Raw genomic sequence first — 23,973 nt, 5'->3', positions numbered from 1 at the left:
AGGTCAGGTGCGCTGACCCGCTCGGTACTGGACGAAGGCCGGGATCAGCAGGGCGGCGATGATCGTCGCGATCACCACGGCGACGCCACCGAAGGCCGTGGCCGCCGCCACGCCGATCGATGCGGCGGCGGTGCCGTGCGCGACGTCGGCGATACGCGGACCGCCGGCGACCACCACGATGAAGACGCCCTGCAGGCGTCCGCGCACCTCGTCGTTGGCGGCCTCGAGCAGGATGGTCTGTCGGAAGGCGGCCGAGGCCATGTCGGCGGCACCGCCGACCATCAGCAGGACCACCGCCACGACGAGCATCGGCATCGCCGCGCCGTCGGCGAAGGACACCGCGATACCCGTGCCGGTGATCGCCAGACCCCAGATGATGATGCACACGATCACGGCCAGACCCTGCCGTTCGACGCGCGTGACCCAACCCGAGAAGATGCCACCGACCACGGCACCCGCCGAGATCGCCGTGAACAGCAGGGCGAAGGCGATGCCGCCGCCCTCCGGCCCGCCGAAGTTCTCGTGAGCCATCTGTGGGAAGAGCGCCCTGGGCATGCCGAAGATCATCGCGATGAGGTCGACGAGGAACGACGCCATCAGGATCTTGTGGCCGGTCAGGTAGCGGAGGCCCTCGATCACCGATCGCAGGCCGGCGACCTTCGGCGCGGCGTCGCTCTCCGGCCGCAGCGACGGCAGCATCACGACCGCGATCAGCGTCGGCAGCAGGAGCAGGGTGTCGGCGAAGTAGAGCCACGAGTAACCGAGGATCGGGATCAGCGCACCACCCACGAGCGGTCCGGCGATCGCACCCGCCTGCATGACCGTCATGTTCAGCGACAACGCCGCGGGCAGGTCCTTGGCATCGATCAGGCGCGGCAGCACCGCGGTCCGTGTCGGCTGATTGATCGCGAAGAACGCCTGCTGGACGGCGAAGAGCACCAGCAGGACCCACACGTTGTCGCCACCGGCCGCGGCCTGTGCCCAGAACAGCGCGCTGCACACGATGAGGCCGATCGTGCTGACGATCAGCAGTGTCCGCCGGTCGACGACGTCGGCGAGCGCGCCGCCCCACAGTCCGAAGACGACCAGCGGGACGAGACCGAACACACCGGTCAGACCGACGTATGCGGAGCTGCCGGTGATCTCGTAGATCTGCGCGGGCACCGCGATGATCGTGAGCTGGGCCCCGATGACGGTGACGATGTTCGCGACCCACAGACGCCGGAAGTACTGGTTCCGCAGGGCGTCGTGTCTGCGAGGAGCCGTGACATCTCCACGATGCTAGGAGGCTCCCGGGTGTGACCTCCGTCCGGTCCGTTGGGACCGCTACGAACTCCCTCCGATCACCGGAGGTTCCGTCTCAGGGCTGCAGCCGCTCGATGTGCCATCGGTGGTCGACGTGGATCAGCCGCACCCGGTTGTGCAGACGGTTCGCCCGCCCCTGCCAGAACTCGACCTCCACCGGATCGATGCGGTAGCCACCCCAATCCGACGGGACGGGGATTTCGTCGCCGGCGTCGAATCCGCCATAACGGTCGGCCAGATCGGCGGCCTTCTGCTCGAGTTCGAGCCGACTGCCGATCGGCCGGGACTGATCCGACGCGGCAGCCGACAACTGCGAGCCGCGCGGTCGGAGCTCCCAGTAGGCCTGTGTCTCCTCGGCGCTGACGTGCTCGACGGGACCGCGGAAATGGACCTGACGTTCCAGCGCGATCCACGGGAATGTCACCGACGCGTAGGGATTGTCGGCCAGGTGCCTGCCCTTGTCGGACTCGTAACCGGTGAAGAAGACCACCCCGTTGGCGTCGACACCCTTACACAGCACGGTGCGGGTCGACGGCCGTCCATCGGCGTCGGCGGTCCCGAGGACCATCGCGTTGGGCTCGGCGATCCGGGCGTCGAGCGCTTCCTTCAGCCAGACGCTGAACAGGTCGAGCCACGGCGGGTCGCCGCGGAGCCAGCTGGGGTCGAGGTTCTCGCGAATTCCGTCTGCTCCCGCCGCACGATCGCCCTCACCGATGTTGGGCGGAATACCTCCGCCGTAGCCGACGCGCATGTTCGGCAGATCAATCGAATCGAGCGGTTTCTCCAACACTCGCCTGAATTTACTCCGACGACATCGTTACTCCCTCGTACACGCGGAGCATCGCGCTGATCTACAGTTCGATCTGGATCGACGCACGTGATTGCAGGACACAGTTGTCTCGAGTGAGGTGGTTGTCATGGCCAACGCGGTTCCCACGGATTTCGTCCCAGGTCTCGAAGGCGTGGTGGCTTTCACCACCGAGATCGCGGAACCCGACAAGAACGGCGGCAACCTGCGTTATCGCGGCGTCGACATCGAGGATCTCGTCGAGAACAAGGTCACCTTCGCCGACGTCTGGGCTCTTCTCGTCGACGGCAGGTTCGGCGACGGACTGCCCCCGGCGGAGCCGTTCCCGCTGCCCATCCACACCGGTGACGTGCGCGTCGACGTTCAGGCCGCACTCGCGATGCTCGCCCCGATCTGGGGGTACGAGCCGCTGCTCGACATCGACGACGAGACCGCACGCGAGAACCTGGCCCGCGCATCGGTGATGGCGCTGTCCTATGTGGCGCAGTCGGCGCGGGGAATTCACCAGCCCGCCGTCCCGCAGCACGTCATCGACGAATGCTCCACCGTCACCGAAAGGTTCATGACCCGCTGGAAGGGCGACCCAGACCCCAAGCACGTCGCCGCCATCGACGCGTACTGGGTCAGCGCCGCCGAGCACGGCATGAATGCGTCGACCTTCACCGCACGGGTCATCGCCTCCACCGGCGCCGACGTCGCCGCGTCGCTGTCGGGAGCGATCGGCGCCATGTCGGGACCGCTACACGGCGGCGCTCCGGCGCGCGTGCTGCCGATGATCGAAGAGGTCGAGAACAGCGGCGACGCACGAGGATTGGTGAAGGGCATCCTCGACCGCAAGGAGAAGCTGATGGGCTTCGGACACCGCGTCTACCGCGCCGAGGATCCCCGCGCCCGAGTTCTCCGACGCACCGCCCAAGAACTCGGGGTGCCGCGCTTCGAGGTGGCCGCCGCCCTGGAGCAGGCCGCCCTCACCGAGCTCCGTGAACGACGCCCCGACCGTGCGATCGAGACCAATGTCGAGTTCTGGGCCGCGGTCATCCTCGACTTCGCCGAGGTTCCGACGCACATGATGCCCGCCATGTTCACCTGCGGCCGCACCGCCGGCTGGTGTGCCCACATCCTGGAGCAGAAGCGCCTCGGCAAGCTGGTCCGCCCCGCCGCGATCTACACCGGCGCCGCACCCCGCCGTCCCGAAGACGTCGCCGGCTGGGGTGACCTGGTGAAGCCGGGGCTGTAGCCGCCGCGGAGTCCTCAGTATCAGTGTGATGTTGTTCCCCGGATACCGGGCACAACATCACAAGGATCTCGAGGCCTGTGGACATGGTCGCACACCTCACGGAGGCCAGACCGTAAAGTGTTTCCCAAGTGATCTGCACGTTGAGCACTCGGGGGAACAATTGAGTGGGGATTTCACGGTCAATCCAGGGGCGATGGACGCAATCGCCGGGGCACTCGAAGGCATTGCCGCTGACATCGAAGCAGCGCCGAGGCCGGATGTCGCTGGGATCGTCAACAGAGCGATGCCCAACTCTCCACTCGTCGCCGCCTCATCCGACGCGACGGAAAAGCTGACCAATGCACAGACCGCGGTCTCTGGACAGTGGGAGACATTGGCGTCCGCAGTCCGTGCCGCACGCAGCATCGCGGTCGACGCCGATGACGAGAATGCGACGAAGATCAGTACCCTGTCCGTGCTTCCGGCAGGCGAGCTCCCTCGATGAGCGCAGCCCTCACCAAGGCGATCATGGATTCGTGGAAACCTTGGGACTTGCCGCAGGAGCATCTGAGCGGCCTGGCGGACACGTTGCTCAACGATTCGGTCGCTGCTGAATCCATAGTCGACGGCATGCCGACACCGTCATGGAATGGCGCGTCCCGCTCCGCGGCGAACGCACGGGCAAGCGATCAGAGCGCCTGGTCGAAGAAGGTCGCCGCCAACGTAGACAATCTCAAGACTGCGCTGGACAACGCGGCAGCGGAGATCGATTCGGGCAAGACCGCGGTGAATGGCGCCCTCCTCGGCGCAAGCATGCAACGCTGCATACTCGTCAGCGAATCCGACCCCTCCTGGACGATGCGCTACGTACCCAAGGAAGACGACGATCTGACACCCGAGCAGATGGCGGAAAAGGCGCGTCAGATGACCAGCTTCGTCAAACAGAAGGCCGACGAACTCGCCGCGTCGGCAGCAGACCACGCCGCGCTGATCAAAACGGCGATCGCAAACGTCGACACCATTGCACCACCTGGTCTGACCTTGAGTGCTCAAGACGGGCGACGCCACGCACTCATGGCCGAGGACGGATGGACCGACGAGGAAGCCGCCGCTGCCGGTCGAAGCCTTCGCGCCGCAGGACTTACCGACGACCAGATCAACCGCCTTCTCAACGGAGAAAAGCTCACGGACGTTCCGCGCGGCATGCAGGAGTACCTGCACATGTTCTACGGCAACCTCGACGCCGACGAGCTCTTCAGCCTCAAGTCCAAGTTCGACGGAATGCACACGCCAACAGGTGATTCATGGTCCAGAGCACTCGGCCAGGGACTGGTCACGCTCTCGAACGAGAACGTCGGCAACAACACCGGATACGAGTACCTGCCAGGGTGGGTTCAAGATTGGGTCGAGAACCGCGCCTCAGATGGCGCTCCCCTTCGATACCAGGATGTTCCGCTCGCAGGGCTTCTGGGCAACTCGGGCGGTGTGCCACCCGGCGAGAAGTTCGGTACCGAGCTCATTCGCCGAAGCTCCGCTGGAGCGTCCCGCGACATCGGCGGGGAAGGGCAGCGCCCCGAAGTCGCGTACGGAGCCTTTGACACCGAACCCGACGAACTGAAACGGATCTACGAATCGACTATCCGCCAGTTCCTTGAAGTAGGTACTCGAAATCACGAGTCTGCGGCCGCGATCCTCACCGGTGAGTACGCCGATGGGACGAAGCTTGCAGAATACGAACGAGACCAGACTGTGAGTCACCTGATGGGCCACGATTGGTCAGATCACGGGGACACCGCCGGTAATTTGGTCGATTGGATTCATGACTATGGCGGCAGTACCGACCCAGATAAAGTCAAGATCGCCGATCGTGCATTCTCCGGGCTCTGGGATTATGCGACTTCCACGGACGGAGACAACAACTTCAAGCAATTAATGAATACCAACAGCGACGGCGATGCCGCGGGGAAGATAAATCCACTGCTCGCTGACGCACTACGCCAGGCTTCACTCCCCTATCTGAACTACCTGGGGAATCCAGAGGGAACTCCGGCGATGCACGGCCATCCAGGGCTTGAGCTGACGGACTTTCAAGACAAGCACGCTTTCGAAGCGCGAGCGACTCGCCTATTCGCACTGATTGCCAGCGACGACTCACCTAACGGAGCAATTTCCGACGCCAATCCGGATGGCCTCAATACAGCCACACAACTCTACCGGGACATCTTGGAGCAAACGAATAAGAATTCAGTCTGGGTGAGCAGCCATCCCGAGCTTGCGCAAAGCTTGGGGAGCACTTCAGCTGAGTTGCTCGAGCGCGGCCGCGCGGGAATCTATGGCGCACAGTTCGACCTCGCGGTCGATGAAAACGAAAAGGCCACTTCCTCGCAGGCGGCCGAAAGCCAAACCGAGAAGATCCTGTCCTCCGCGAGCTACCTACTGAGTGTCACACCTCACGGAACGGCCGCATCCGTCGGAATCGGTGCCGCAGCACCGTGGTTGATCACCTCCGATCCTGCAGGAGACGTACCGTTCCGACCGCCCAGCGGGGATGAGGCCTTCGGATCGGACGATCCAACGCGAGTAAGACTCTCATCGACCTACACCATGTTCGCGAATTCCGGAGTAGAGGGACCCGAGGAATGGTACGGCGCAGACGGAAACCTCAAGTCGGTCGAAGCGATTCTTGAACAGTCCGACGGCGATGCCAGCCAGCTAGATCAAGCGATTCGGACGATGTTGCGAACGCAGAACCCGGAGCTTTACGGCGCGGACGGTCCAATCGGCTACTGGGACGCCGGATTCAACGAGGGCGCGAAGGACGAAGATCTCCAGTACAACGCGACGAACATGAACACTTACAAAGACTGGGTCCTGAAAGGGGACGAGCGGTGAGGGGCAGAGAACGTGCCATGCTGTGTTCTCTTCCACTCCTCCTACTCACGTCCTGCACACAGTCTCCCGCACCATCGCCCCACGACAGACCCCACATCAGTTCGATTTTGCCGACATCTGACTCCACGCTGGAACCTCTCATGTACGAGTTCCCGGTCGATCTGGCCGGCGATTTCAGTGTCGTCTGGAGTGCGCAGCCTGGTATTGACCTGAACTCACGGCCGGGTGAGGTTGTTCGCGCAACGGCGGAAGCGGGAACGCTCATGAGCGTTCCCGGCGAACGAAACTACCCCGGCGCCGAGTCAGCCGCTGAAGAGTCTTGGACCACGCCAGGCGGGTACACCTTTGGCGGTGATCCGATGAATCTGACTGAAAAGAACGGCACTATCTTCATCCATCTCACCGATCTCACCTCCACCGCAACGACGATTCACGCCATCGGCTGCAAGTTCGAGTTCGGAGTCATCGCCGAGCTGGATCAGCCGGCAGCGGGTGGCTACCTTGGCGGCTATGCGTTCGCTGTGGACGCAACCCGACCCCCAGATGCTGTGGACCCACGGGAGAACTTGCCCCGGACCACGCCGGCTGGCACCGGCGACAGAGCTCCGCGCTTCGATGCTTTCTTCCCCTGGAGCGTGGCTTATCGGACTATCCCACAAGATGACCCGCGGCTCGAATCCTGCCTGCCGAAGGGAACGGCGATCGCCAAAGACCATCCCGCCTATTCGGACTACCCGTTTACCGAGGACACAAAATCCGTCAGCGTGATCAAACCGCCCAGGCCAGAGTTGTTTCCCGTCCTTCCACAATCTCCTGCGTGGCCGCCACCGTGATTCGGGCACGCACACCCCAGGCGCGCGGCGATGCTCGAGTAGCTCGGCGGAACGGTCGACCGAGTTCGGGGACTCGCGCGTCGGCGAGCATGGCGCTCATCGCCCTCTCCGCCTGCCTCAGTGCCATCGGATGTTCGAACCCCTGCACCTCCCCAGTTCGAGTGGACACCTGAGATAGCGGGGCGTGGGGTCCCGCTGGAAGGATGTCACTATGTCGAGGGCGCGTCGGTCGTTTACACCTGAGTACAAGGTGGAGGCTGCTCGTCGGGTGATCGACGGCGGCCGGCCGATCACCGAGGTTGCGCGTGAGCTGAACGTGCACGAGAACTTGTTGGGCAAATGGGTACGGGCGGAACGACTTCGCGACGGCGTCGCCGCCGAGGGGCGCAAAGCTCCACCGGATGGTGAACTCACTGGGGGCGAACGTGCGGAGTTAGCGCGGCTGCGTGCCGAGGTCGCCGAGAGAAGGGGGGGTGTCAGATGGTCTGTGTAAGTCCAGTGCTCATCAGTGAGAGGAAGATCTATGAGCATGGCGTTAGACGACAAGCAGCAGGGCCACGACGACGAGCAGTTGCCTGAACTGGCCGAGCCGCGCTCGACCGCGGAAGTCGCCGAGGCATTACAGGCCTCGGGCATGGTCGATGAGCTGCTCGCCCAGATCGATACCGGCCAGGTCCAGATCACCGGCGAAGGCGGGTTGATCCCAGGTCTGATCAAACTGGCCCTCGAACGCGGTCTGAAGGCCTAGCTGACCGATCACCTCGGCTATGCCAAGGGCGATCCGGCCGGGCGGGAGTTGCCCAACGCCCGTAACGGGTCGAGCCCGAAAACGGTGGCCTCGGAGGCCGGGCCGGTCGAGCTGAACATTCCTCGTGACCGTGACGGCACGTTCACCCCGCGGCTGGTCCCGAAGGGCTCGCGCCGCCTCGGCGGCCTCGACGACATCATTATCTCGCTCTACGCCGGCGGCATGACGTTGCGCGACATCCAACACCATTTGGCCTCCACGATCGGCACCGATCTCTCGCACGAGACGATCTCGAAGATCTGCGACGAGGTCCTCGACGCGGTCGATGAATGGCAGAACCGGCCGCTGGAGCCGTTGTATCCCGTCATCTACCTTGACGCCCTGGTGGTGAAGGTCAAAGACGGCGCCCATGTCCGAAACAAGCACGCCCACATTGCTATTGGCGTCGATATGGCCGGCGTCAAGCATGTGCTGGGAATCTGGATACAGGCCGAAGAAGGCGCCAAGTTCTGGGCCGGGGTGTGTGCGAATCTGGCCAACCGCGGCGTCAAGGACGTGCTGATCGTGTGCTGTGACGGGCTCACCGGATTCCCCGAAGCGATCGAGGCGACCTGGCCGCTGGCCACCGTGCAAACCTGTGTGGTGCATCTGATCCGCAACTCGATGCGGTTCGTGAACTACAAAGACCGCAAAGACGTCGCTCGGGCGATTAAACCGATCTACACCGCCCCCGACGCCGAGACCGCCCGCCGCGAGTGGGAAGCCTTCCGCGACTCGGAACTAGGCGCCAACTATCCGAGTGCGGCAATGGCTTTCGACCGAGCCTGGGATCGGTTCATCCCCTTCCTGGCATTCCCGCCCGAGCTGCGCAAAGTCATCTACACCACCAACTCGATCGAGTCGCTGAACTACCAGATCCGCAAGGTCATCAAGAACCGCGGACATTTCCCCAACGACATCGCGGTCCGCAAACTCTTGTGGCTGGCCATCTGCGACATCGAAGACAAACGAGCCGCTCAACGCCTCAAAGAACGCGGGACCAGGCGGTCACAGCCCCGTAAGGCCCTCGGACGACTGGTCGAGGGACAGGTCGTCACCAACTGGAAGCAGGCCCTCGGACAGCTCGCTCTGGCCTACCCCGACCGGATCGAACCGCACCTCGGCTAAACCCACGGACCACAAGAAAATCAGGAGTCACGTTCTTACACTGACATCTTGACAAGCTCCGAGAAGGACAGGGACATCGCGTTCCTGAAAAAAGTATCGGCGTACTTTGCGGCACAGCATCATCGATGAGCAAGTTCGAGCTCATTGCCGCGGAGTGCGCCGACCATGAGATCTCGAGACTTGCGGCGCTACTGCATGTTTCACGCTCGGGCTACTATGCTTGGGCGGCACGGCAACGCCGTACCGAGCCGACAGCTCGAGAGCAATGGCGACGTGATCTCGACGTCAAGATTTCCGCGCACTGGAAGACCTCGCAACGCACCTACGGATCTCCGCGGATCACCGTCTGCACTCCGAGGGAGTGGCGGTATCGGCGAATACCGTCGCCAAGATCATGGCCGAGATGGGTACAGAGGGCATAAGTCCGCGCACGTTCAAGACCACCACGCAGGTTGACCCGACCGCAACGTTCCCGCCCGATCGAGTGGGCAGGCGTTTTGATCGGGGCCGGATCGACGTGGCGTGGACATCGGACATCACCTATCTGACCTGAGGTGAAGGCGATGTCTACCTGTGCGCGATCCGTGACGAGCACTCCCGTCGGATACTCGGCTGGGCCGTAGCCGACCACATGCGCACCGAGCTCGTTGAGGCCGCCGTTGATGCCGCGGTACGCACGCGTGGTGGGTCGGTACGCGGCACCATCATGCATTCCGACCGTGGCACCCAAGGTGAATTCACGAGTCATGACATGGCCAAGGCCTGCGCCAGGCACGGCTTGAAGCGCTCCATGGGTGCCACCGGGGTCTGCCGGGACAACGCCGGCGCCGAGGCGCTGTGGTCCACCGTCAAACACGAGTACTACAAGCGGCATGCTTTCGCCTCAACGCGAAACTTACTGCTGGACTTGCCAATTACATCCGATTCTACAACCATGCCAGGAGGCATACGGCGTTAGGGATGATCTCACCTATCGACTTCGAGCTCGCCGAACAGGCAAGCCAACAATCAAGCTAACCGTGTCCACTTTTCTGGGGGAGCCTCAGCCCGCGAGGAGCACCTGTCCGTGGCCGTCACGTACACGGTCTACCAAGAGTTGATCCACGCCTACGGCCAACCGAACAAACGTGACGGCTCCGGCGGCCTGTCACAGCACCTCCACGCACTCTGAATCAGGAAGAGCCCTGAAAGGGGACGAGCGGTGAGGGGCAGAGAACGTGTCATGCTGTGTGCTCTTCCACTCCTCCTACTCACGTCCTGCACACGGTCTCCCGAACCTTCTCCCGAGGAGACCCCGTTACCTTCTTCGTAGTCCCGCACCGCGGGGCAACGGTCGCCAAGTTCGGTATGACTTCTTGCCCCTGTCTCTCGAATGATCCGGGGGGTGGTGTCGCCGAACCTGGTGACGTCGATGGACCGCTGATAGGGACAGGGCCGCCTGTTTGCATCGAGCACCGGGCAGGTCTCTTCGTAACGTGGGTGCCGGGTGTCGACGTCTGATCGGTGACCGTCCGGAGCGGAACGAAAGGCACGCTTCATGGACCCGACCTACGCCGTGTTCTGCGGCATCGACGTGGGCAAAGGCGAACACCACGCCGTCGGACTCGACCCCGCCGGCACCCGCCTGTTCGACAAAGCCCTGCCCAACGACGAAGCCAAACTGCGGACCGTGTTCGACCGCCTGGCAGAACACGGCCCGGTGTTGGTGATCGTCGACCAACCGAACACGATCGGTGCCCTGCCGGTCACCGTCGCCCGCGCCTGCGGACACGCTGTGGCGTACTTGCCGGGGTTGACGATGCGGCGCGTCGCCGATCTGTACCCCGGCCAGGCCAAGACCGACGCTCGAGATGCGTTCATCATCGCCGACACCGCCCGCACGATGCCGCACACGCTGCGCCGGATCGATGTCGGCGACGAGGCCCTGGCTGAGCTCGGGGTGCTCGTCGGGTTCGACGACGACCTCGCCGGTGAGGCCACCCGGATCAGCAACCGCATCCGCGGATTGCTCACCGGAATCCACCCTGCCCTCGAACGGGTTCTCGGTCCCAGGATCGCGCATCCGGCGGTCCTCGAAATCCTGTCGCGATGTGGCGGGCCGGTCGGCATCCGCAAAGCGGGCAAACGCCGACTCACCACACTCGCAACCAAGCATGCCCCGCGGATGGGCGCCCGACTGGCTGAGGAAATCCTCACCGCGCTCGATGCCCAGAGCGTGACGGTGCCAGGCAGCAACGCCGCCGAGATCGTCCTGCCGAAGCTTGCAGATTCCTTGAAAGAGGTTCTGCAACAGCGCAAGAGCATTGCTGAAGATGTGGAGAGGATGCTCGATGACCACCCTCTTTCCCAGGTCCTGATGTCGATGCCCGGCGTCGGCGTCAGGACCGCAGCCCGGATCCTGCTCGAGGTCGGTGACGGCTCGGCGTTCGCCTCTGCGGCGCATCTGGCGGCCTACGCCGGTATCGCCCCGGTGACCCACCGTTCCGGCTCGTCGATCCGTGGTGAGCACCCCGCCCGGTCGGGTAACCGCAAACTCAAACGGGTGTTGTTCCTGTCCGCTTTCGCCGCATTGCACGACCCGACCAGTCGCGCCTACTACGACCGCAAACGCGCTGAGGGCAAGAAGCACAATGCCGCGTTGATCTGTCTGGCACGCCGTCGCTGCGACGTCCTCTACGCCATGCTCAAGAACAAGACCTTCTACCGCACCCCCGCTGCTGCCCCCGCTTGACCAAACCATAGGGACACCCCCCCCCACATCAGTTCGAGTTTGCCGACATCTGATTCCGCGTTGGAACCGCTGAAGTACGAGTTCCCGGACGACCTGGCCCCAGATCAGCGATCTCTCTGTGTAGATCCCACGGGAAAGTCGACGACTTGGCCCGGTTCAGATACGCTGGCGCCAGTCTCTTCGCCGCGAGATCACGGACCGCGTCACGTATCTGAAGCCGGTCGGAATCGAGCTCGACGGTCACGCATCCACCTCGGATTTCCGTGCCTTCGCGCCCTGATCGGTAGGTTCTACGACGGTGTGGTCCAGTGCGTACTTGTACGCACCCATCGCCAGCAGACAACCGATCCCGGCAACCACCATGATGACAATCGGCAGTGCCCCCGCGGTGTACGAACCGGTCGCGCCGTAGACCTGGCCCAACAGGAAGATCCCGAATGCCGAACCCATTGCGTAGAGGAAGTACACGCAACCGAGCACCCGCGCGTAGGAGTGCTTGGGGAAGTAGCGGCTCGTCATATAAGCAGCCATGTCACCCTCGGCGCCGAGCGCGAATCCGACCAGAATCGCACCTGCGAACAGCAGCGGCGTTGCCGTCGGGAGGATGAGCAAGGCCACTCCGACAGCACACAGCGCGAAGATGATCGAGCCGACCACCGGCGCGAACAAGCGATCCAGAAGGTAACCGACGATCAGACGCGCCAGCACCGACGACAGACTCAGCACGGAGAGGATCACCACCGCAGTACCACGCCCGATGCCCTTGTCCGTGGTCATCGGCACCACCTGGGACATCAGTCCGAAGGTCGCCGACGAGACCAGGAAGATCGCGGCTGCGAGCAACCAGAACTGGCGCGAGCCCTTCACGATCGACCACAACGATTCTCCGGCGACACGTCCCTGAGCACGAGCCTCGCGGCGTTCGGCATCATGCTGCGCCGGCATACGTGTTACGAACGCGTAGATCGACGCAGGAATCACCGTGCACAACGCACCGATGACGAAGAACGTGGTGCGCCAGTTGGCGATCCCGAGAACGAACTCGGCAAGGTAGGGCATCAGGACGCCGCACGCGCCGAGACCGGCCATCAGAATGCCCAGCGCCAGACCTCGACGGTCGGCGAACCACGCGCTCACTACCGTGGCGTGCGCTACCGGGTTCAACGCCCCGGCACCCGCGCCGATCAGGACACACAGTGCATAGAAGACGAACTGGCTGTTCGGCAGCGCAGCCATCAGCATCAGGCCGCCGCCGAAGGCGAACACCATCGGCACCGATGGAAGGCTCGGCCCGTAGCGATCGACCAGCATGCCGAGAGCCACGATCGAGACGCCGACAACCAGGGTCTCGATCGACAGTCCGTTGGAAATGACGCTGCGATCCCAGCCGAACTCGTCGGACATCGATTCGCCCAGCACGTTGAAGAGAACATTCACCGCTGTCGTCCCGAACAGGAGAGTCAAGAAGCCGGTGGCCGCATACCACCACCTGTTCAGCTGCCGTCCGCTTGCCGCCGTCGCCATCGAGGCCATGTGCGCTTCCTTCTGCCGCAGGAGTGAATTGTCCGCGCCGTGCACACACCCCACCCCGCGCGGTGTCCGACGTCACATCATCGAATCATATGGCCAGTCCAAATGTAAATATTGGTCCAATTACACCTCACGGACCGGGCGAATCGGGTCCAGGTATTGCCCGCAAGCCTTCAGCGGCGTTAGTGTTGTGCAAATGGTCAGTCCTAATGACCACAACACCAAGTGGGCGCCCGCCCGCGACAGGAAGGGACACCGAACTCTGATGACCGATTTCTCTGACATCACATACGAGGTCGACAACGGACTGGCCTGGATCACCATCAACCGGCCCGAGCGCTACAACGCCTTCCGCGCCCAGACCGTGGACGAACTCATCCTCGCGTTCAAGCGTGCCTGGGCGAGTTCAGAGGTGGGTGTCGTGGCTCTGACGGGTGCCGGCGACAAGGCCTTCTGTGCCGGCGGTGATCAGAAGCAGCGCATGGAGACCGGCGACTACGGCCCCTCCCAGAGCGGACTGTTCGAGGTCGAGTCGCTGCATCGCGTCATCCGGGACAACCCGAAGCCGGTGATCGCCGCGGTCAACGGTCTGGCCATCGGCGGCGGTCACGTACTGCATGTGCTGTGCGATCTCACAATCGCCGCCGACACCGCCCAGTTCGGGCAGAACGGTCCGCGAGTCGGATCGTTCGACGCCGGTCTCGGATCGGGATACCTTGCTCGCGTCGTCGGTGAGAAGCGCGCACGTGAGATCTGGTTCATGCTCCGCCGCCTGTCCGCGGAGGAGGCGATGGACTGGGGGCTGGTCAACAAGGTCGTCCCGGCTGCCGACCTCAAGGCCGAGGTCCGCGCATGGGCCGACCAGATGCTGGACTTCTCCCCCACCGCACTCAAGGTGCTCAAGCAGTCACTCAACACCGACACCGAGCACTTCGTCAGCATCGGCCAGATGGCCTACTCAACGCTCGAGATCTTCGGCGAGACACCGGAATCCCGCGAGGGGATCACGGCTTTCAACGAAAAGCGCAAGCCCGATTTCACTCCGTACCGAGGCAAGTGACGTGCAGTTCTCGGCTGAACAGCGGGAGTTCGCGGCGGCAATCAACGACTACTGTCGCCGCGAGCTCGCCACGGTCGCCCAACGGGACGCCGTCACCGACGGTGGCGCCCTTTCCAACAGTCCTCTGGTACTGGCCGACATGGCGCGCAACGGTTGGCTGGGGGTATCACTACCGGAGGAGTACGGTGGCGGCGGAGCAGGTTTCGTCGACGAGTGCATTTTCCTGGAGGAATCCTCTCGCGGGCTCGCACCGCTGACCGGATACTCGACCGGGCTCACCGCGGCGCAGACCTATCTCCGCTGGGGCACCGACGACCAGAAGAAGACCGTCGTCACCAACCTCACCGCAGGTCGCCTCGAGGCGATCGCACTCAGTGAGCCCGGCGCGGGCTCCGACCTCGCAGGCCTGCGGGTCAGTGCCCGCCGCGACGGCGATCGGTACATCATCAACGGACAGAAGACCTGGATCTCGGCCGCCCACGTCGCCGAACACATCCTCGTCCTCACCCGCGAGGATTCATCCGGCGGCAGACATCAGGGGATGACACTCCTGATGGTCCCGACCACATCACCCGGCCTCACCATCCGAGCAATCGACACGATGGAGGCACACACCTGCAACGACGTCTTCTTCACCGACGTCGAGGTTCCGGTATCCGCTGTCGTCGGCGAACCACGCAATGCGTGGAAACAGTTGATGCGAGGTCTGAGCATCGAACGCCTCATCATCGCCGCGATGAGTATCGGCGGTGCACGCCGCGCGCTCGACGACGTCGTCGCCTACGCCAAGGAACGCGAACAGTTCGGGCAGAGCTTGGCTTCTTTCCAGGCGCTCCGGCACCGGATGGCCGATCTCGCCACCGATGTCGAGATCGCGCGGGTGTTCCTGTACGACGTGGCAGCCAAGATCGATGCGGGCCTGGAAGACGACCTGTCTCGCGAGAGCGCGATGGCGAAGATGCGGTGCACCGAGGTCGCCAAGAACACGACCCTGGAAGCCATGCAGATGATGGGTGGCTACGGTTACGCACGCGAGTACGGCATGGAGGGTCAGGTCCGCCGCGCCCTCGCACCACCGATCTACGGCGGCACCAACGAGATCCAGCGAGAGATCATCGCGAAGACCATAGGCCTGTGACAATCGCGCAGGCACCGACACCACGAGGTACACGATGAGCGACGACACGATTTTCTCGCCGGCGTTGTTGGCCGGCAAACGAATTCTGATCACCGGGGGTGGCACCGGGCTGGGTCGCGGGGTTGCCCGCCACCTGGTGGAGCACGGCGCGCAGGTCCACCTGTGGGGCCGCCGCGAGGCCGTGCTGGCCGAGGCCGCGGAGGAAGCCTCCGCGTCGCGGCCGGGTTCAGTGCAGTACCACACCGTCGATGTCCGCGACTACGAAAACGTCGACGAGACCATGGAACGGATCTGGTCGGACTCCGGGCCGTTGACCGGGGTGCTCAACAACGCGGCAGCGAACTTCATCGCCCAGACCAAAGACCTGAGTCCCCGTGCATTCCAGGCGATCACGAGTACGGTGATGAACGGGTCGTTCCACACCACCCATGCCGCGGGTAAGCGTTGGATCGCCGACGGACTGCCGGGCAGCGTGCTCTCGACACTGACCACCTGGGTGTGGACGGGATCTGCTTTCGTGGTGCCATCCGCCATGGCGAAGGCCGCCGTGCATTCGATGACGATGTCGTTGGCCGTCGAATGGGCCAAACACAACATCAGGCTCAATGCCCTTGCACCCGGCCCGATCCCGACCGACTATGCGTGGGAGATGCTCAACCCGACCGACAAGAGCTCGGTCGGCGCGACACAGGCTGACCAGATTCCGGCCGGTCGCACGGGAACCATCGAGGAACTCGCCAATCTCACCATGTTCCTGATGTCGGATGCCTGCGACTACCTCACCGGGCAGACGATCGCCATGGACGGTGGACAGATGCTGGCCGGCCCCGGCACCTTCGCCGGACTCACCTCGCTCTCCGACGCCGACTGGCAGCAGATCAAGGAGACCAGCAAGGCCGCCTCGGAGTCGAGCAAGGCTCAGCGAAGCGTGTAGACAACGAGATTGACCTGACAAGCCGGGGGCGCATCGGAGACGATGCGCCCCTGGCTGTTTGCCGTGTAGGCGATCAGGACCGAAAGAACCACCCCACACGAAGTCTTGTGTGGGGTGGTCTGCGTTCCGCGTGGGCGCGTGCTCCTCAGATCACAGCGACGCCCGGTAGGAATACTTGCTCGAGCGGGTGACGGCGAACTCGAAGATCCCAGAGCCCTTGGCACCAGACCCCTCGGCGTCCTGCTCCCCTTCACCGAGAAGTTCGAACGTGCAGAGCCGGTCGGTCAGGGCGGAGTCGAACGAACGAGGCGACACCGAACTGTCCAACGCGTACCGGTCCGATTCGACGTGATCGACGCCGTGCGACACCCCGTGGTGTCCGCCGTAACCGGCCCCGGCCATGAAACCGCCGCCGGCCCGGGCATCGGCGTACACCCGCAACCGTTGTCCCGACGCGGTCGTGACCTCGACCTCTCCGTCGACCAGGTCGCGTTCATCGGTGAAAACCAGGGCGTGGCGGACATCGGTGATGGGGTCGAGCCGACCGTCCACGTGCATGACCGCACCTTCGAGGAGCAGCCGATCGTGATCGCGGGTCTCGACGAGCAGGAAACCGATCGAGTAGTCGGGGAACTGGGCCTGGTACCAGATGTGCAGGCCCTGACCGCCCGACATGGTGCGCACTCCCCGCGAGCGGTCACGCTGACCGTACCAACCGTCGACCGGGACCACGGCGCCGTCGATCGTCAGCTCGCCCTGGTATCGACCGGATTGGAAGAGGTGGTCGAACGAAGTCTTTGTCGCCGAAGCGTTCTCGACGGCGACCTCACCGAACCATGCCGGCGTACGAGCGTGCCACCGGACATCGAACTCGACCCCGATTTCGTTGGCTCCGAGCGCAAGCCGCCACTCGGTGTTGGGCTCGACGACCTCGAACCGGAACGGGCCGGCCCCGTTGCGCCCGGTTGCGCTCAGCAGGCTCGAGAAGCGCAGGTTCCGTTGCTCGCCGGCCTGGGTCAGGACGACGAATCCGTCCACCGTGTCCTTGGGCGGGTAGATGCCGAATCCCATGATGACCGAGGGTGCCTGCCCATCGGTCGGGTGCATGTTGAACATCAGACGGTCGAAGAAACCATCTGGGAGGTCAGTCACGTCGGCCCCGACCAATGGGTCGTGGAAGGTTTCCGTACCGCTCTGGGGTGGTCATCGAAAAGTCACTCCTCGGTGTGTTCTCAGGGGCCCGAGGTCAACGACCGGCGGGCTTGGCGGCCGCGATTCCGGCCGATCTGCGTGCGTCGCGCAGGAACCTGCGCACCAGTTCCGGATCCGAGTAGTAGGGATCGCCGACCCCGTTCAGAACTCGGCGGCGGCTGTACTCGTAGAGGACGGCCAGCTTCCACAGCGCCAGCGTCGTGTACCACGCGAGATCACTCACGTCACGTCCCGAGCGTTCTGCATAGCGCTGGGTGAGTTCGAGTTTCGTCGGGAAACCAGGCTCGAGCATTGCCGCGCCGAGTTCCGCGGTGGGGTTCATCGGCTGCCCCGGCTCGGGCACCGTGGCAAGCAGGTATCCCACGTCCAGGAGAGGATCTCCGATGGTGGCCAGTTCCCAGTCCAGGACGGCGGCGACGCGTCCCGGTGTCTCGGGAGCCACCACCACATTGCCGATACGGAAATCGCAGTGGATCAGCGTCGCCCCGGACTCGACGGGTACGTTGGCCTCCAGCCACGCGTCGATGTCGGCGAAATCGGCAGGAGGCGCACCGTTCTCGTCGGCGACGAGCCGACGCATCCGTTGCAGATGCCGCGCGTTGAATCCCTCGGGACGTCCCATCCGGTCGAGGCCGACGGCACGCCAGTCCACGGAGTGCAGCTCCACCAGGGTGTCGATCAGACTGTGCCCGATCAGCTCCCGCTGTTCGATGGTGTCCAGCGGAGCCGGTGTGCGGTCGGTGACGACCGGCCCCGCGGCGAAACTCATGACATAGAACGGGACATCGAGCACCTCACCCTGTTCGGCCACCGCGAGCACCTGCGGCACCGGAACCGAACTCGACTGCAATGCACGCAGCAGGGTCGCCTCACGGAGCATGTCGTGCGCACCCGGCGGAATCGGCGGCGGCGGCGGACGCCGAACGACCACGCTGTCGGTTCCATCGCTGATCAGGTATGTCAGGTTCGAATGTCCGTCACCGATGGGCCGGGTCGTGATCGGACCCGACAGGATGCCTCGCTCTTCGAGGAAGAGGCGCAGTGCATTCCTGGTTTGTGTGTCCCAGTCCCAGGCCATCGTCGCGTCACCTACCGGTGAACTCTGGCCGGCGCTTCGCCTTGAACGCCGCCAGCGCCTCGGGCATGTCCTCGGTACGGGTCAGCAAGGCCTGGCCGCGATTCTCCAGTTCGAGAGCCGCTTCATACGAGGTGATCTCTTGGTTGCGTTGGATGGCGCGCTTGGACATCCGTACCCCACCTGGTGAGTTGCGGGCGATCAGACGGGCCATCGCCAATGCTTCGTCGAGCAGCTGCTCGGTGGGAACGACCTGATTGACCAGTCCGATGCGCAGGGCTTCCTCGGCCTCGACGATCCGGCCGGTGAAGCCGATCTCGGCTGCACGCGCCGGCCCGACGAGTCGTGAGAGGTTGTAGGAGGTGCCCAGTTCACCCATCGACAGGCCCACCTTCACGAAGGCGGCACTCATCTTGAGAGTCGGTGCCGCGAGGCGGATGTCGGCTGCGAGCGCTAGTGCCATGCCGCCGCCGGTGGCGGGTCCGTGCAGGGCGGCGATCACCGGGAAGGGCAGGTGCCGCAGAGATTGGATCCCCCCGGTCGCGGTCTCCTGGAACTTCAAGAACTCCCGCACACCCATCTCGGTGATCACGTGGATCTCGTCGAGGTCGAAGCCGGCGCAGAAGGCCCGTTCACCGGCCCCGGTGAGGATCAGGGCCCGTAACTTGCTGTCCCGCAGAGCACGACCTGCCGCGAGGTACTCGTGGAACATCGCCACCGTTTGAGAGTTCAAACGGTCGGGACGATTGATGCGGAGAATGCCGATCCCTGGTTCGGCCTCCTCGAAGGTCAGCGTGTCGAGGTCGGGGAATTGGATGGTCATGTCGTGGCTTGCCTAACCCTGGTGAGTGGTACGGACGAGTGGTCAGCGACCCTGGAACACCGGTGCGCGCTTCTCTTTGAACGCCGAGAGCGCTTCGGCCATGTCGGGACTGCGGGTCAGCAGTGCCTGTCCACGGTTCTCCAGTTCGAGTGCTGCTGCGTAAGAACCGACTTCGAGGTTGGCCTGTAGCGCACGTTTGGAGAGCTGCACTCCCCCGGGCGAGTTCGTGAGGATCTGTTCGGCGATTGCGAGCGAATCGGCGAGCACGTCATCGGCGCTGAGCGAGTTGACCAGTCCGAGGTCGGCGGCCTCGGCGGCGTCGACGATCCGCCCGGTGAAGCAGATCTCGCTGGTCTTGGCAGGACCGATGAGCCGGGTGAGCAACCACGAGGTGCCCAGGTCACCGGCGGAAAGGCCGATCCGGACGAAGGCCGCGTTGAACTTGGCGTCGGTGCTCGCGACTCTGATGTCGGCGGCCAACGCCAACGAGAAGCCGCCGCCTGCCGCGGCCCCGTTGACAGCCGCGATGACCGGAACCCGCAGCGAGCGGATCGCGGTCAGCGCACGCGCTGCACGTTCCTGCTGATCGAGCATCCCGAGCGCGCCCAGGTTGGGCAGGTCGTCGGCGTCAGCGAGGTCGTAACCGGAGCAGAACGCCTTGCCTGCGCCGGTCAGGATCACGACGCGACAGTCGTCCTCGGTTTCCAGGCCCCATGCGAGCTGTTCGAGTTCGACGAACATCGTGTTGGTCATCGCGTTGTAGCGATCCGGCCGGTTGAGCGTGACGACGACGATGCCCGGCTTGACCTCGTCGGCGATCAGTGTCTCGAACTTCTGGTCCAGGGTCTTCATCCGAACTCCTTCGTGAGTTGTGGTGGTCACGCGGGTCAGCGGAACTGCGGTGCGCGCTTGCCGACGAACGCGGTGATGCCTTCGGCGGCCTCGCCGTCCTCGAAGAGCGCCTGGATCTGATCGATCTCGAACTGCGCACCGTCGGCGAGCGGTGTGTCGAATGCGGCATCGACGGTGCGGATCACGGCCAACTGAGCGGGCAGCGACGGACCCACGAGCTGTTCGGCGAAGGACAGTGCGGTGGCGAGTACGTCGCCGTCGGTCACACGGTCGACGAGTCCGATTCGGTAGGCCTCGTCGGCGGGCACCTGGCGGGCGGTGAGCATGATGTCGAGGGCGCGTCCCCGTCCCACCAGGCGAGGGAGGCGTTGAGTACCGCCGGCTCCGGGGATCAACCCCAGCTTCACCTCGGGAAGTCCGAGCTGGGCTGCCGACCCGGCCACCCGCAGGGTGCAGGCGAGCGCGAGCTCGAGGCCACCGCCGAGTGCGATGCCGTCGATCGCGGCGATGGAGATCCAACCGGCCGCAGCCAGCCGGTCGTTGACCGCGCGCATCTTGTCGCCGTACTCGGTGAACGACTCGGCATCGATCGACGACAGGTGCTTGATGTCGGCTCCTGCCGCGAAGAATCCGGGCTGAGCCGACCCGATGACCATGACCTTGACGTCGCCGGCCCTCTCGGCGGCGTCCATCGCCGCATGCAACCCGTCGAGGAGGGCTATGCCGAGCGCGTTGGCCGGCGGCCGTTTCATGGTCACCACCGTGATACCGGGTGTGACCGTCTTCCAACTGACCACGTCTTCGGCCTGGTCTGCCATGTCATCCCTCACATTCCGCCCGCTGACCACCCGTCCGGCCGTCAGTTTCCTCTCACTGGAAACTATCGACAAGGTCCATTTAAGTCAACCATTATTTTGGTATGACCATATTGCGGAAGTTGAACACTCGCAGGTCATGGGTTCCCACTCACGTGCCCATTGCTGTTAGATTAGGTACGACCAAATGCACAGAAAGCAGGAACACATGCCCGAATCGCCCTCGTCGAGCGCGGTCGCGCGTCATCCGGTGCAGCTGCAGCCGATGCAGGTGCCCAAAGCTTCCGATGTCCTCGCAAACGATCTGCGCGAACGCATCCTCCGGAACGAGTTCCCCGCCGGCACCGCACTTCCTCCAGAACGCGAGTTGGTCACCCAGACCCGCATGAGTCGGACAACGGTCCGCGAGGCGCTCCGCATCCTCGAGGTCCAGGGGCTTGTCGTGATCAAGACCGGCCGTTCGGGTGGTGCCTTTGTGCAGCAGCCCGGCGGCGAAGCTCTCGCCACGTCGGTGAGCCTGCTCATCCGTGGTCAGCAACTCCGATTGACCGCGCTACTCGAGACCCGCGAGGCCATCGAGCCCGCGTGCGCGAGCCTCGCCGCCAAGTATCGGACCGATGACGACCTGGAAGCCCTGGCTGCCGCCAACGCTGCCATCGGGGACCTCGACGCGCCGCTCGAGACATTCCTCCAGGCGAACGTGGACTGGCACCTTGCCGTGGCAGTGGCGAGTCACAACGAACTCCTGACCGGCTTCATGAGCGCGCTGTCGCGCGCCATCTACACGTCGACCGAGAACAAGGCCTTCGTCGACGACGAGGTGCGGAAGACGACGTATCGGGCGCACAAGACGATCACCGACGCCATCAAGGCCGGCGACTCCGCTGCGGCCGTGCGCCGCATGACCAAGCACGTCCACGGCTATGCCGAGGCGGTCGTCCAGATCGAGGAGCGAACCGAGATCGATCTCAGCGATTCCTGAGCGACACAGGCGAGCACAGCAACGAGGTCACCGGCCCGACGGCGCGTAGTCGATCCGACCACGCCGCCGGTCCGGTGACCCGATTCAGCGGTATACGCTCGCTGCCGCCTCGACACTGGCGATCGATGCGACGTCTGGATCGAATCCCATCGGTCCGTGCCATGCCCGTTCGAACTCGATCCGGTCGCACGAGGATTCGACGATCGTCGTGTCGACTTCCCGCCGGGTACCTTCATCGAGCGGCGAGTCGACGACGTCGCTGATGGCTGCCGCGATGGCGTCTGCGGCCGAACGTATTCGAACATCCGACACATCCGCTTGGTCTACCACCGCCCGTGCGGCGTCCAACGCCGAGTTCAAGTGCACCGGGGCCGGTGTCACCGCGTCAGCGATTTTCTGCCCCATCTGCGATAGTGCTGAAGGAGGAATCTGTCCCGGGCATGCAGATGATCGAGGCGAGATCTCACGAACTCGAGGGCCATGAGCGACAACGCCATCTGCTCCTGCGCCATCGGGTCCGCGGAATCCACGGCGGGGCCGACGACATCACGTAAGGACTTGATGGTTGCGCGCAGCGTGTTCTCCAGATGATCTGCCATCAGATCCGCTCCTTCAAGAGGTCCACCAGTTGCCGTGACAGGACCGGCACCATTCCGCTCACCCACGCAAGCAACACGTCCTGATGCGTCTTGCCAAGTCGTGAGATCCGGTATGCAGTGGCACGGGTTGCGACTATGAGTTGGTAGGTATTGGAGATCTTGTAGTAGGCGAGTCGTTCGCGGTCTACCTCGAAACCGGATGCCTCGCAGTACTTCTTCAAGAACTCTTCTTCGCTGAACAATCCGCACACGAGATACTCCCCGGTCGCCGGGTCACGGTGACCAAAAGTCGCATCCGTGGCCCACGCCAGATCACGGTGCCGATCACCGAGGTGGCAGTACTCCCAGTCCAGCCAGGCCGTGATCTGCGACGACTCTTCGTCGAAAAGGAAGTTTCCGCTGCGATAGTCGCCATGGATCACACTGACCGTGTCGACCGTCGGCAGGTTTCTCCGCAGCCACCGTGCGGCGACGTCCATGAGTGGAAAGTCCTCACCACGGTCTTCTTCCCACACCCGCTGGTACTGGTTCAGCTTCCACTCGGCGGCCTGACTCGTCCCTGGCGCCGGCCGATCGAAACTCGGCAAGTTCAGTGCGTCGACATCGAGCGAATGCAGTGCGGCGAGTTGCTCGACGAACTGTGTGCCGAGCGTCGCGCGCAACCGAGGACCGAACATCGTCCCGAGCCCGCTGACGGTTCCGGTGCTCGACTGGGTCGGTTTGGTGACACCTACGGCGAAGTCGTAGACGAGCGCCGGCTCCGGGAACCACCGGCCGGATTCGTCCAGCCAACGAACTGTCGGAACTGGGAGCACTGAGCCGACCGCGATGAGGATCTGCGCCTCCTGCGATCTACTCGTTGCGTTCAACGACTCGGCAGGATCCATACGCACGACCATCACGTCGGTGACACGACCGCGATCTGGGTCCTGCCACTCGAGAGTGAACCGCATCTGCATCTTCGATGCCCCGCCGGAAAGCCACCGTGCGTCGCTGACCACGAAATCGCCGTCGATGTTGTCACGCAACAACGATTCGAGGCAGGCGACGAAGTCGTCGAGCGTTATTCGTTGATAGGAACTACTGGTCCGCCGTCGGAGCTTCCGGACCAACATCGCGTCGAGCTCAGAGTCCACCGGGAACCGAGCGCGCATCGACTCGATGAACTCGGCCGTCGGGCGGTCACGCAGGTCGAACGATCCCGTTTCCGGCGTGGGGTCGACGGCGGGCTCCGTGCGTTCGCTCACTGTCAT

The 23,973-nt window shown here is 63.9% G+C and carries 22 protein-coding genes and 2 pseudogenes; 14 read left to right on the top strand and 10 right to left on the bottom strand.

Going from position 1 to position 23,973, the window contains the following annotated elements; genetic code table 11:
- Positions 1-3 precede the first annotated feature (3 nt).
- Together RVF83_RS11805 and pdxH are read right to left on the bottom strand one after the other, a co-directional pair.
- A pseudogene (locus tag RVF83_RS11805) lies at positions 4-1,271 on the bottom strand (MFS transporter).
- Positions 1,272-1,360: 89 nt separating this feature from the next.
- Positions 1,361-2,056: a pyridoxamine 5'-phosphate oxidase gene (gene pdxH / locus RVF83_RS11800; RefSeq protein ID WP_210735689.1), complete on the bottom strand. Its 696-nt coding sequence runs from the start codon at positions 2,054-2,056 to the stop codon at positions 1,361-1,363.
- Positions 2,057-2,222: 166 nt separating this feature from the next.
- Between pdxH and RVF83_RS11795 the strand changes: the two genes are divergently transcribed.
- From RVF83_RS11795 to RVF83_RS11765, 10 genes and pseudogenes are all read left to right on the top strand, one after another.
- On the top strand, positions 2,223-3,350 hold the full coding sequence (locus tag RVF83_RS11795) for a citrate synthase 2 (protein ID WP_005198221.1): 1,128 nt from the start codon (positions 2,223-2,225) through the stop codon (positions 3,348-3,350).
- 193 nt (positions 3,351-3,543) lie between these two features.
- On the top strand, positions 3,544-3,834 hold the full coding sequence (locus tag RVF83_RS11790) for a hypothetical protein (RefSeq protein ID WP_039880381.1): 291 nt from the start codon (positions 3,544-3,546) through the stop codon (positions 3,832-3,834).
- Positions 3,831-6,221 carry a hypothetical protein gene (locus tag RVF83_RS11785; RefSeq protein WP_005198223.1) on the top strand — a complete coding sequence of 797 codons (2,391 nt, stop codon included), beginning with the start codon at positions 3,831-3,833 and terminating at the stop codon, positions 6,219-6,221. The genes RVF83_RS11790 and RVF83_RS11785 overlap by 4 nt, the downstream gene beginning before the upstream one ends.
- 140 nt (positions 6,222-6,361) lie before the next feature.
- Positions 6,362-7,054, top strand: coding sequence for a hypothetical protein (locus tag RVF83_RS11780; RefSeq protein WP_005198224.1), 693 nt, complete (start codon positions 6,362-6,364; stop codon positions 7,052-7,054).
- A gap of 211 nt (positions 7,055-7,265) precedes the next feature.
- Positions 7,266-7,547: a transposase gene (locus RVF83_RS23745; RefSeq protein ID WP_005198225.1), complete on the top strand. Its 282-nt coding sequence runs from the start codon at positions 7,266-7,268 to the stop codon at positions 7,545-7,547.
- Positions 7,548-7,577: 30 nt separating this feature from the next.
- A pseudogene (locus RVF83_RS11775) lies at positions 7,578-8,969 on the top strand (IS256 family transposase).
- 361 nt (positions 8,970-9,330) lie between these two features.
- On the top strand, positions 9,331-9,522 hold the full coding sequence (locus tag RVF83_RS11770; RefSeq protein WP_005196971.1) for a hypothetical protein: 192 nt from the start codon (positions 9,331-9,333) through the stop codon (positions 9,520-9,522).
- 18 nt (positions 9,523-9,540) lie between these two features.
- Complete coding sequence (locus tag RVF83_RS23740; RefSeq protein WP_157226829.1) at positions 9,541-9,927, top strand: DDE-type integrase/transposase/recombinase; 387 nt, start codon at positions 9,541-9,543, stop codon at positions 9,925-9,927.
- Positions 9,888-9,986 carry a hypothetical protein gene (locus tag RVF83_RS23735; protein WP_423133034.1) on the top strand — a complete coding sequence of 33 codons (99 nt, stop codon included), beginning with the start codon at positions 9,888-9,890 and terminating at the stop codon, positions 9,984-9,986. Before RVF83_RS23740 ends, RVF83_RS23735 begins: the two co-directional genes overlap by 40 nt.
- 520 nt (positions 9,987-10,506) lie before the next feature.
- A complete protein-coding gene (locus RVF83_RS11765; RefSeq protein ID WP_005196966.1) occupies positions 10,507-11,700 on the top strand; it encodes an IS110 family transposase in 1,194 nt (397 codons plus the stop codon).
- A 240-nt stretch (positions 11,701-11,940) separates the two neighbouring features.
- Here RVF83_RS11765 and RVF83_RS11760 read toward each other — a convergent pair whose 3' ends face one another.
- Entirely contained in the window at positions 11,941-13,233 is a 1,293-nt protein-coding gene (locus tag RVF83_RS11760; protein WP_005196965.1) for an MFS transporter, read from the bottom strand.
- Positions 13,234-13,495: 262 nt separating this feature from the next.
- Between RVF83_RS11760 and RVF83_RS11755 the strand changes: the two genes are divergently transcribed.
- From RVF83_RS11755 to RVF83_RS11745, 3 genes are read left to right on the top strand one after another with little or no spacing between them, the layout of a single operon-like run.
- Entirely contained in the window at positions 13,496-14,290 is a 795-nt protein-coding gene (locus RVF83_RS11755; RefSeq protein WP_039880214.1) for an enoyl-CoA hydratase-related protein, read from the top strand.
- 1 nt (position 14,291) lies between these two features.
- Complete coding sequence (locus RVF83_RS11750) at positions 14,292-15,428, top strand: acyl-CoA dehydrogenase family protein (protein WP_005196960.1); 1,137 nt, start codon at positions 14,292-14,294, stop codon at positions 15,426-15,428.
- 34 nt (positions 15,429-15,462) lie between these two features.
- Positions 15,463-16,362 (top strand): SDR family oxidoreductase, encoded by a 900-nt coding sequence (locus RVF83_RS11745; protein WP_005196958.1) that lies wholly within the window; start codon positions 15,463-15,465, stop codon positions 16,360-16,362.
- Between the two features lie 150 nt (positions 16,363-16,512).
- Here RVF83_RS11745 and RVF83_RS11740 read toward each other — a convergent pair whose 3' ends face one another.
- The 5 genes from RVF83_RS11740 to RVF83_RS11720 form a co-directional block, all read right to left on the bottom strand.
- A complete protein-coding gene (locus RVF83_RS11740) occupies positions 16,513-17,514 on the bottom strand; it encodes a hypothetical protein (RefSeq protein ID WP_341262024.1) in 1,002 nt (333 codons plus the stop codon).
- Positions 17,515-17,608: 94 nt separating this feature from the next.
- Positions 17,609-18,652: a phosphotransferase family protein gene (locus RVF83_RS11735; RefSeq protein ID WP_005196955.1), complete on the bottom strand. Its 1,044-nt coding sequence runs from the start codon at positions 18,650-18,652 to the stop codon at positions 17,609-17,611.
- A 7-nt stretch (positions 18,653-18,659) separates the two neighbouring features.
- Positions 18,660-19,472: an enoyl-CoA hydratase/isomerase family protein gene (locus tag RVF83_RS11730; RefSeq protein WP_005196953.1), complete on the bottom strand. Its 813-nt coding sequence runs from the start codon at positions 19,470-19,472 to the stop codon at positions 18,660-18,662.
- A gap of 42 nt (positions 19,473-19,514) precedes the next feature.
- Positions 19,515-20,324, bottom strand: coding sequence for an enoyl-CoA hydratase/isomerase family protein (locus tag RVF83_RS11725; protein ID WP_005196951.1), 810 nt, complete (start codon positions 20,322-20,324; stop codon positions 19,515-19,517).
- 35 nt (positions 20,325-20,359) lie between these two features.
- Positions 20,360-21,142, bottom strand: a complete 783-nt coding sequence (locus RVF83_RS11720; RefSeq protein ID WP_005196949.1) for an enoyl-CoA hydratase/isomerase family protein — start codon at positions 21,140-21,142, stop codon at positions 20,360-20,362.
- Between the two features lie 205 nt (positions 21,143-21,347).
- Between RVF83_RS11720 and RVF83_RS11715 the strand changes: the two genes are divergently transcribed.
- The gene (locus tag RVF83_RS11715) at positions 21,348-22,121 is read left to right on the top strand and encodes a FadR/GntR family transcriptional regulator (protein ID WP_083877515.1); all 774 of its coding nucleotides are present in this window, start codon (positions 21,348-21,350) and stop codon (positions 22,119-22,121) included.
- Between the two features lie 377 nt (positions 22,122-22,498).
- Here RVF83_RS11715 and RVF83_RS11710 read toward each other — a convergent pair whose 3' ends face one another.
- Together RVF83_RS11710 and RVF83_RS11705 are read right to left on the bottom strand one after the other, a co-directional pair.
- Positions 22,499-22,720 carry a hypothetical protein gene (locus RVF83_RS11710; RefSeq protein WP_005196944.1) on the bottom strand — a complete coding sequence of 74 codons (222 nt, stop codon included), beginning with the start codon at positions 22,718-22,720 and terminating at the stop codon, positions 22,499-22,501.
- Positions 22,720-23,973 (bottom strand): phosphotransferase family protein, encoded by a 1,254-nt coding sequence (locus tag RVF83_RS11705; protein WP_039880211.1) that lies wholly within the window; start codon positions 23,971-23,973, stop codon positions 22,720-22,722. Before RVF83_RS11705 ends, RVF83_RS11710 begins: the two co-directional genes overlap by 1 nt.

This window comes from Gordonia rubripertincta (assembly GCF_038024875.1).
GTDB classification, from domain to species: Bacteria; Actinomycetota; Actinomycetes; order Mycobacteriales; family Mycobacteriaceae; genus Gordonia; species Gordonia rubripertincta.
Note: the sequence above shows the minus strand (reverse complement) of the source record. Positions and strands in the feature narration are given on the sequence as shown.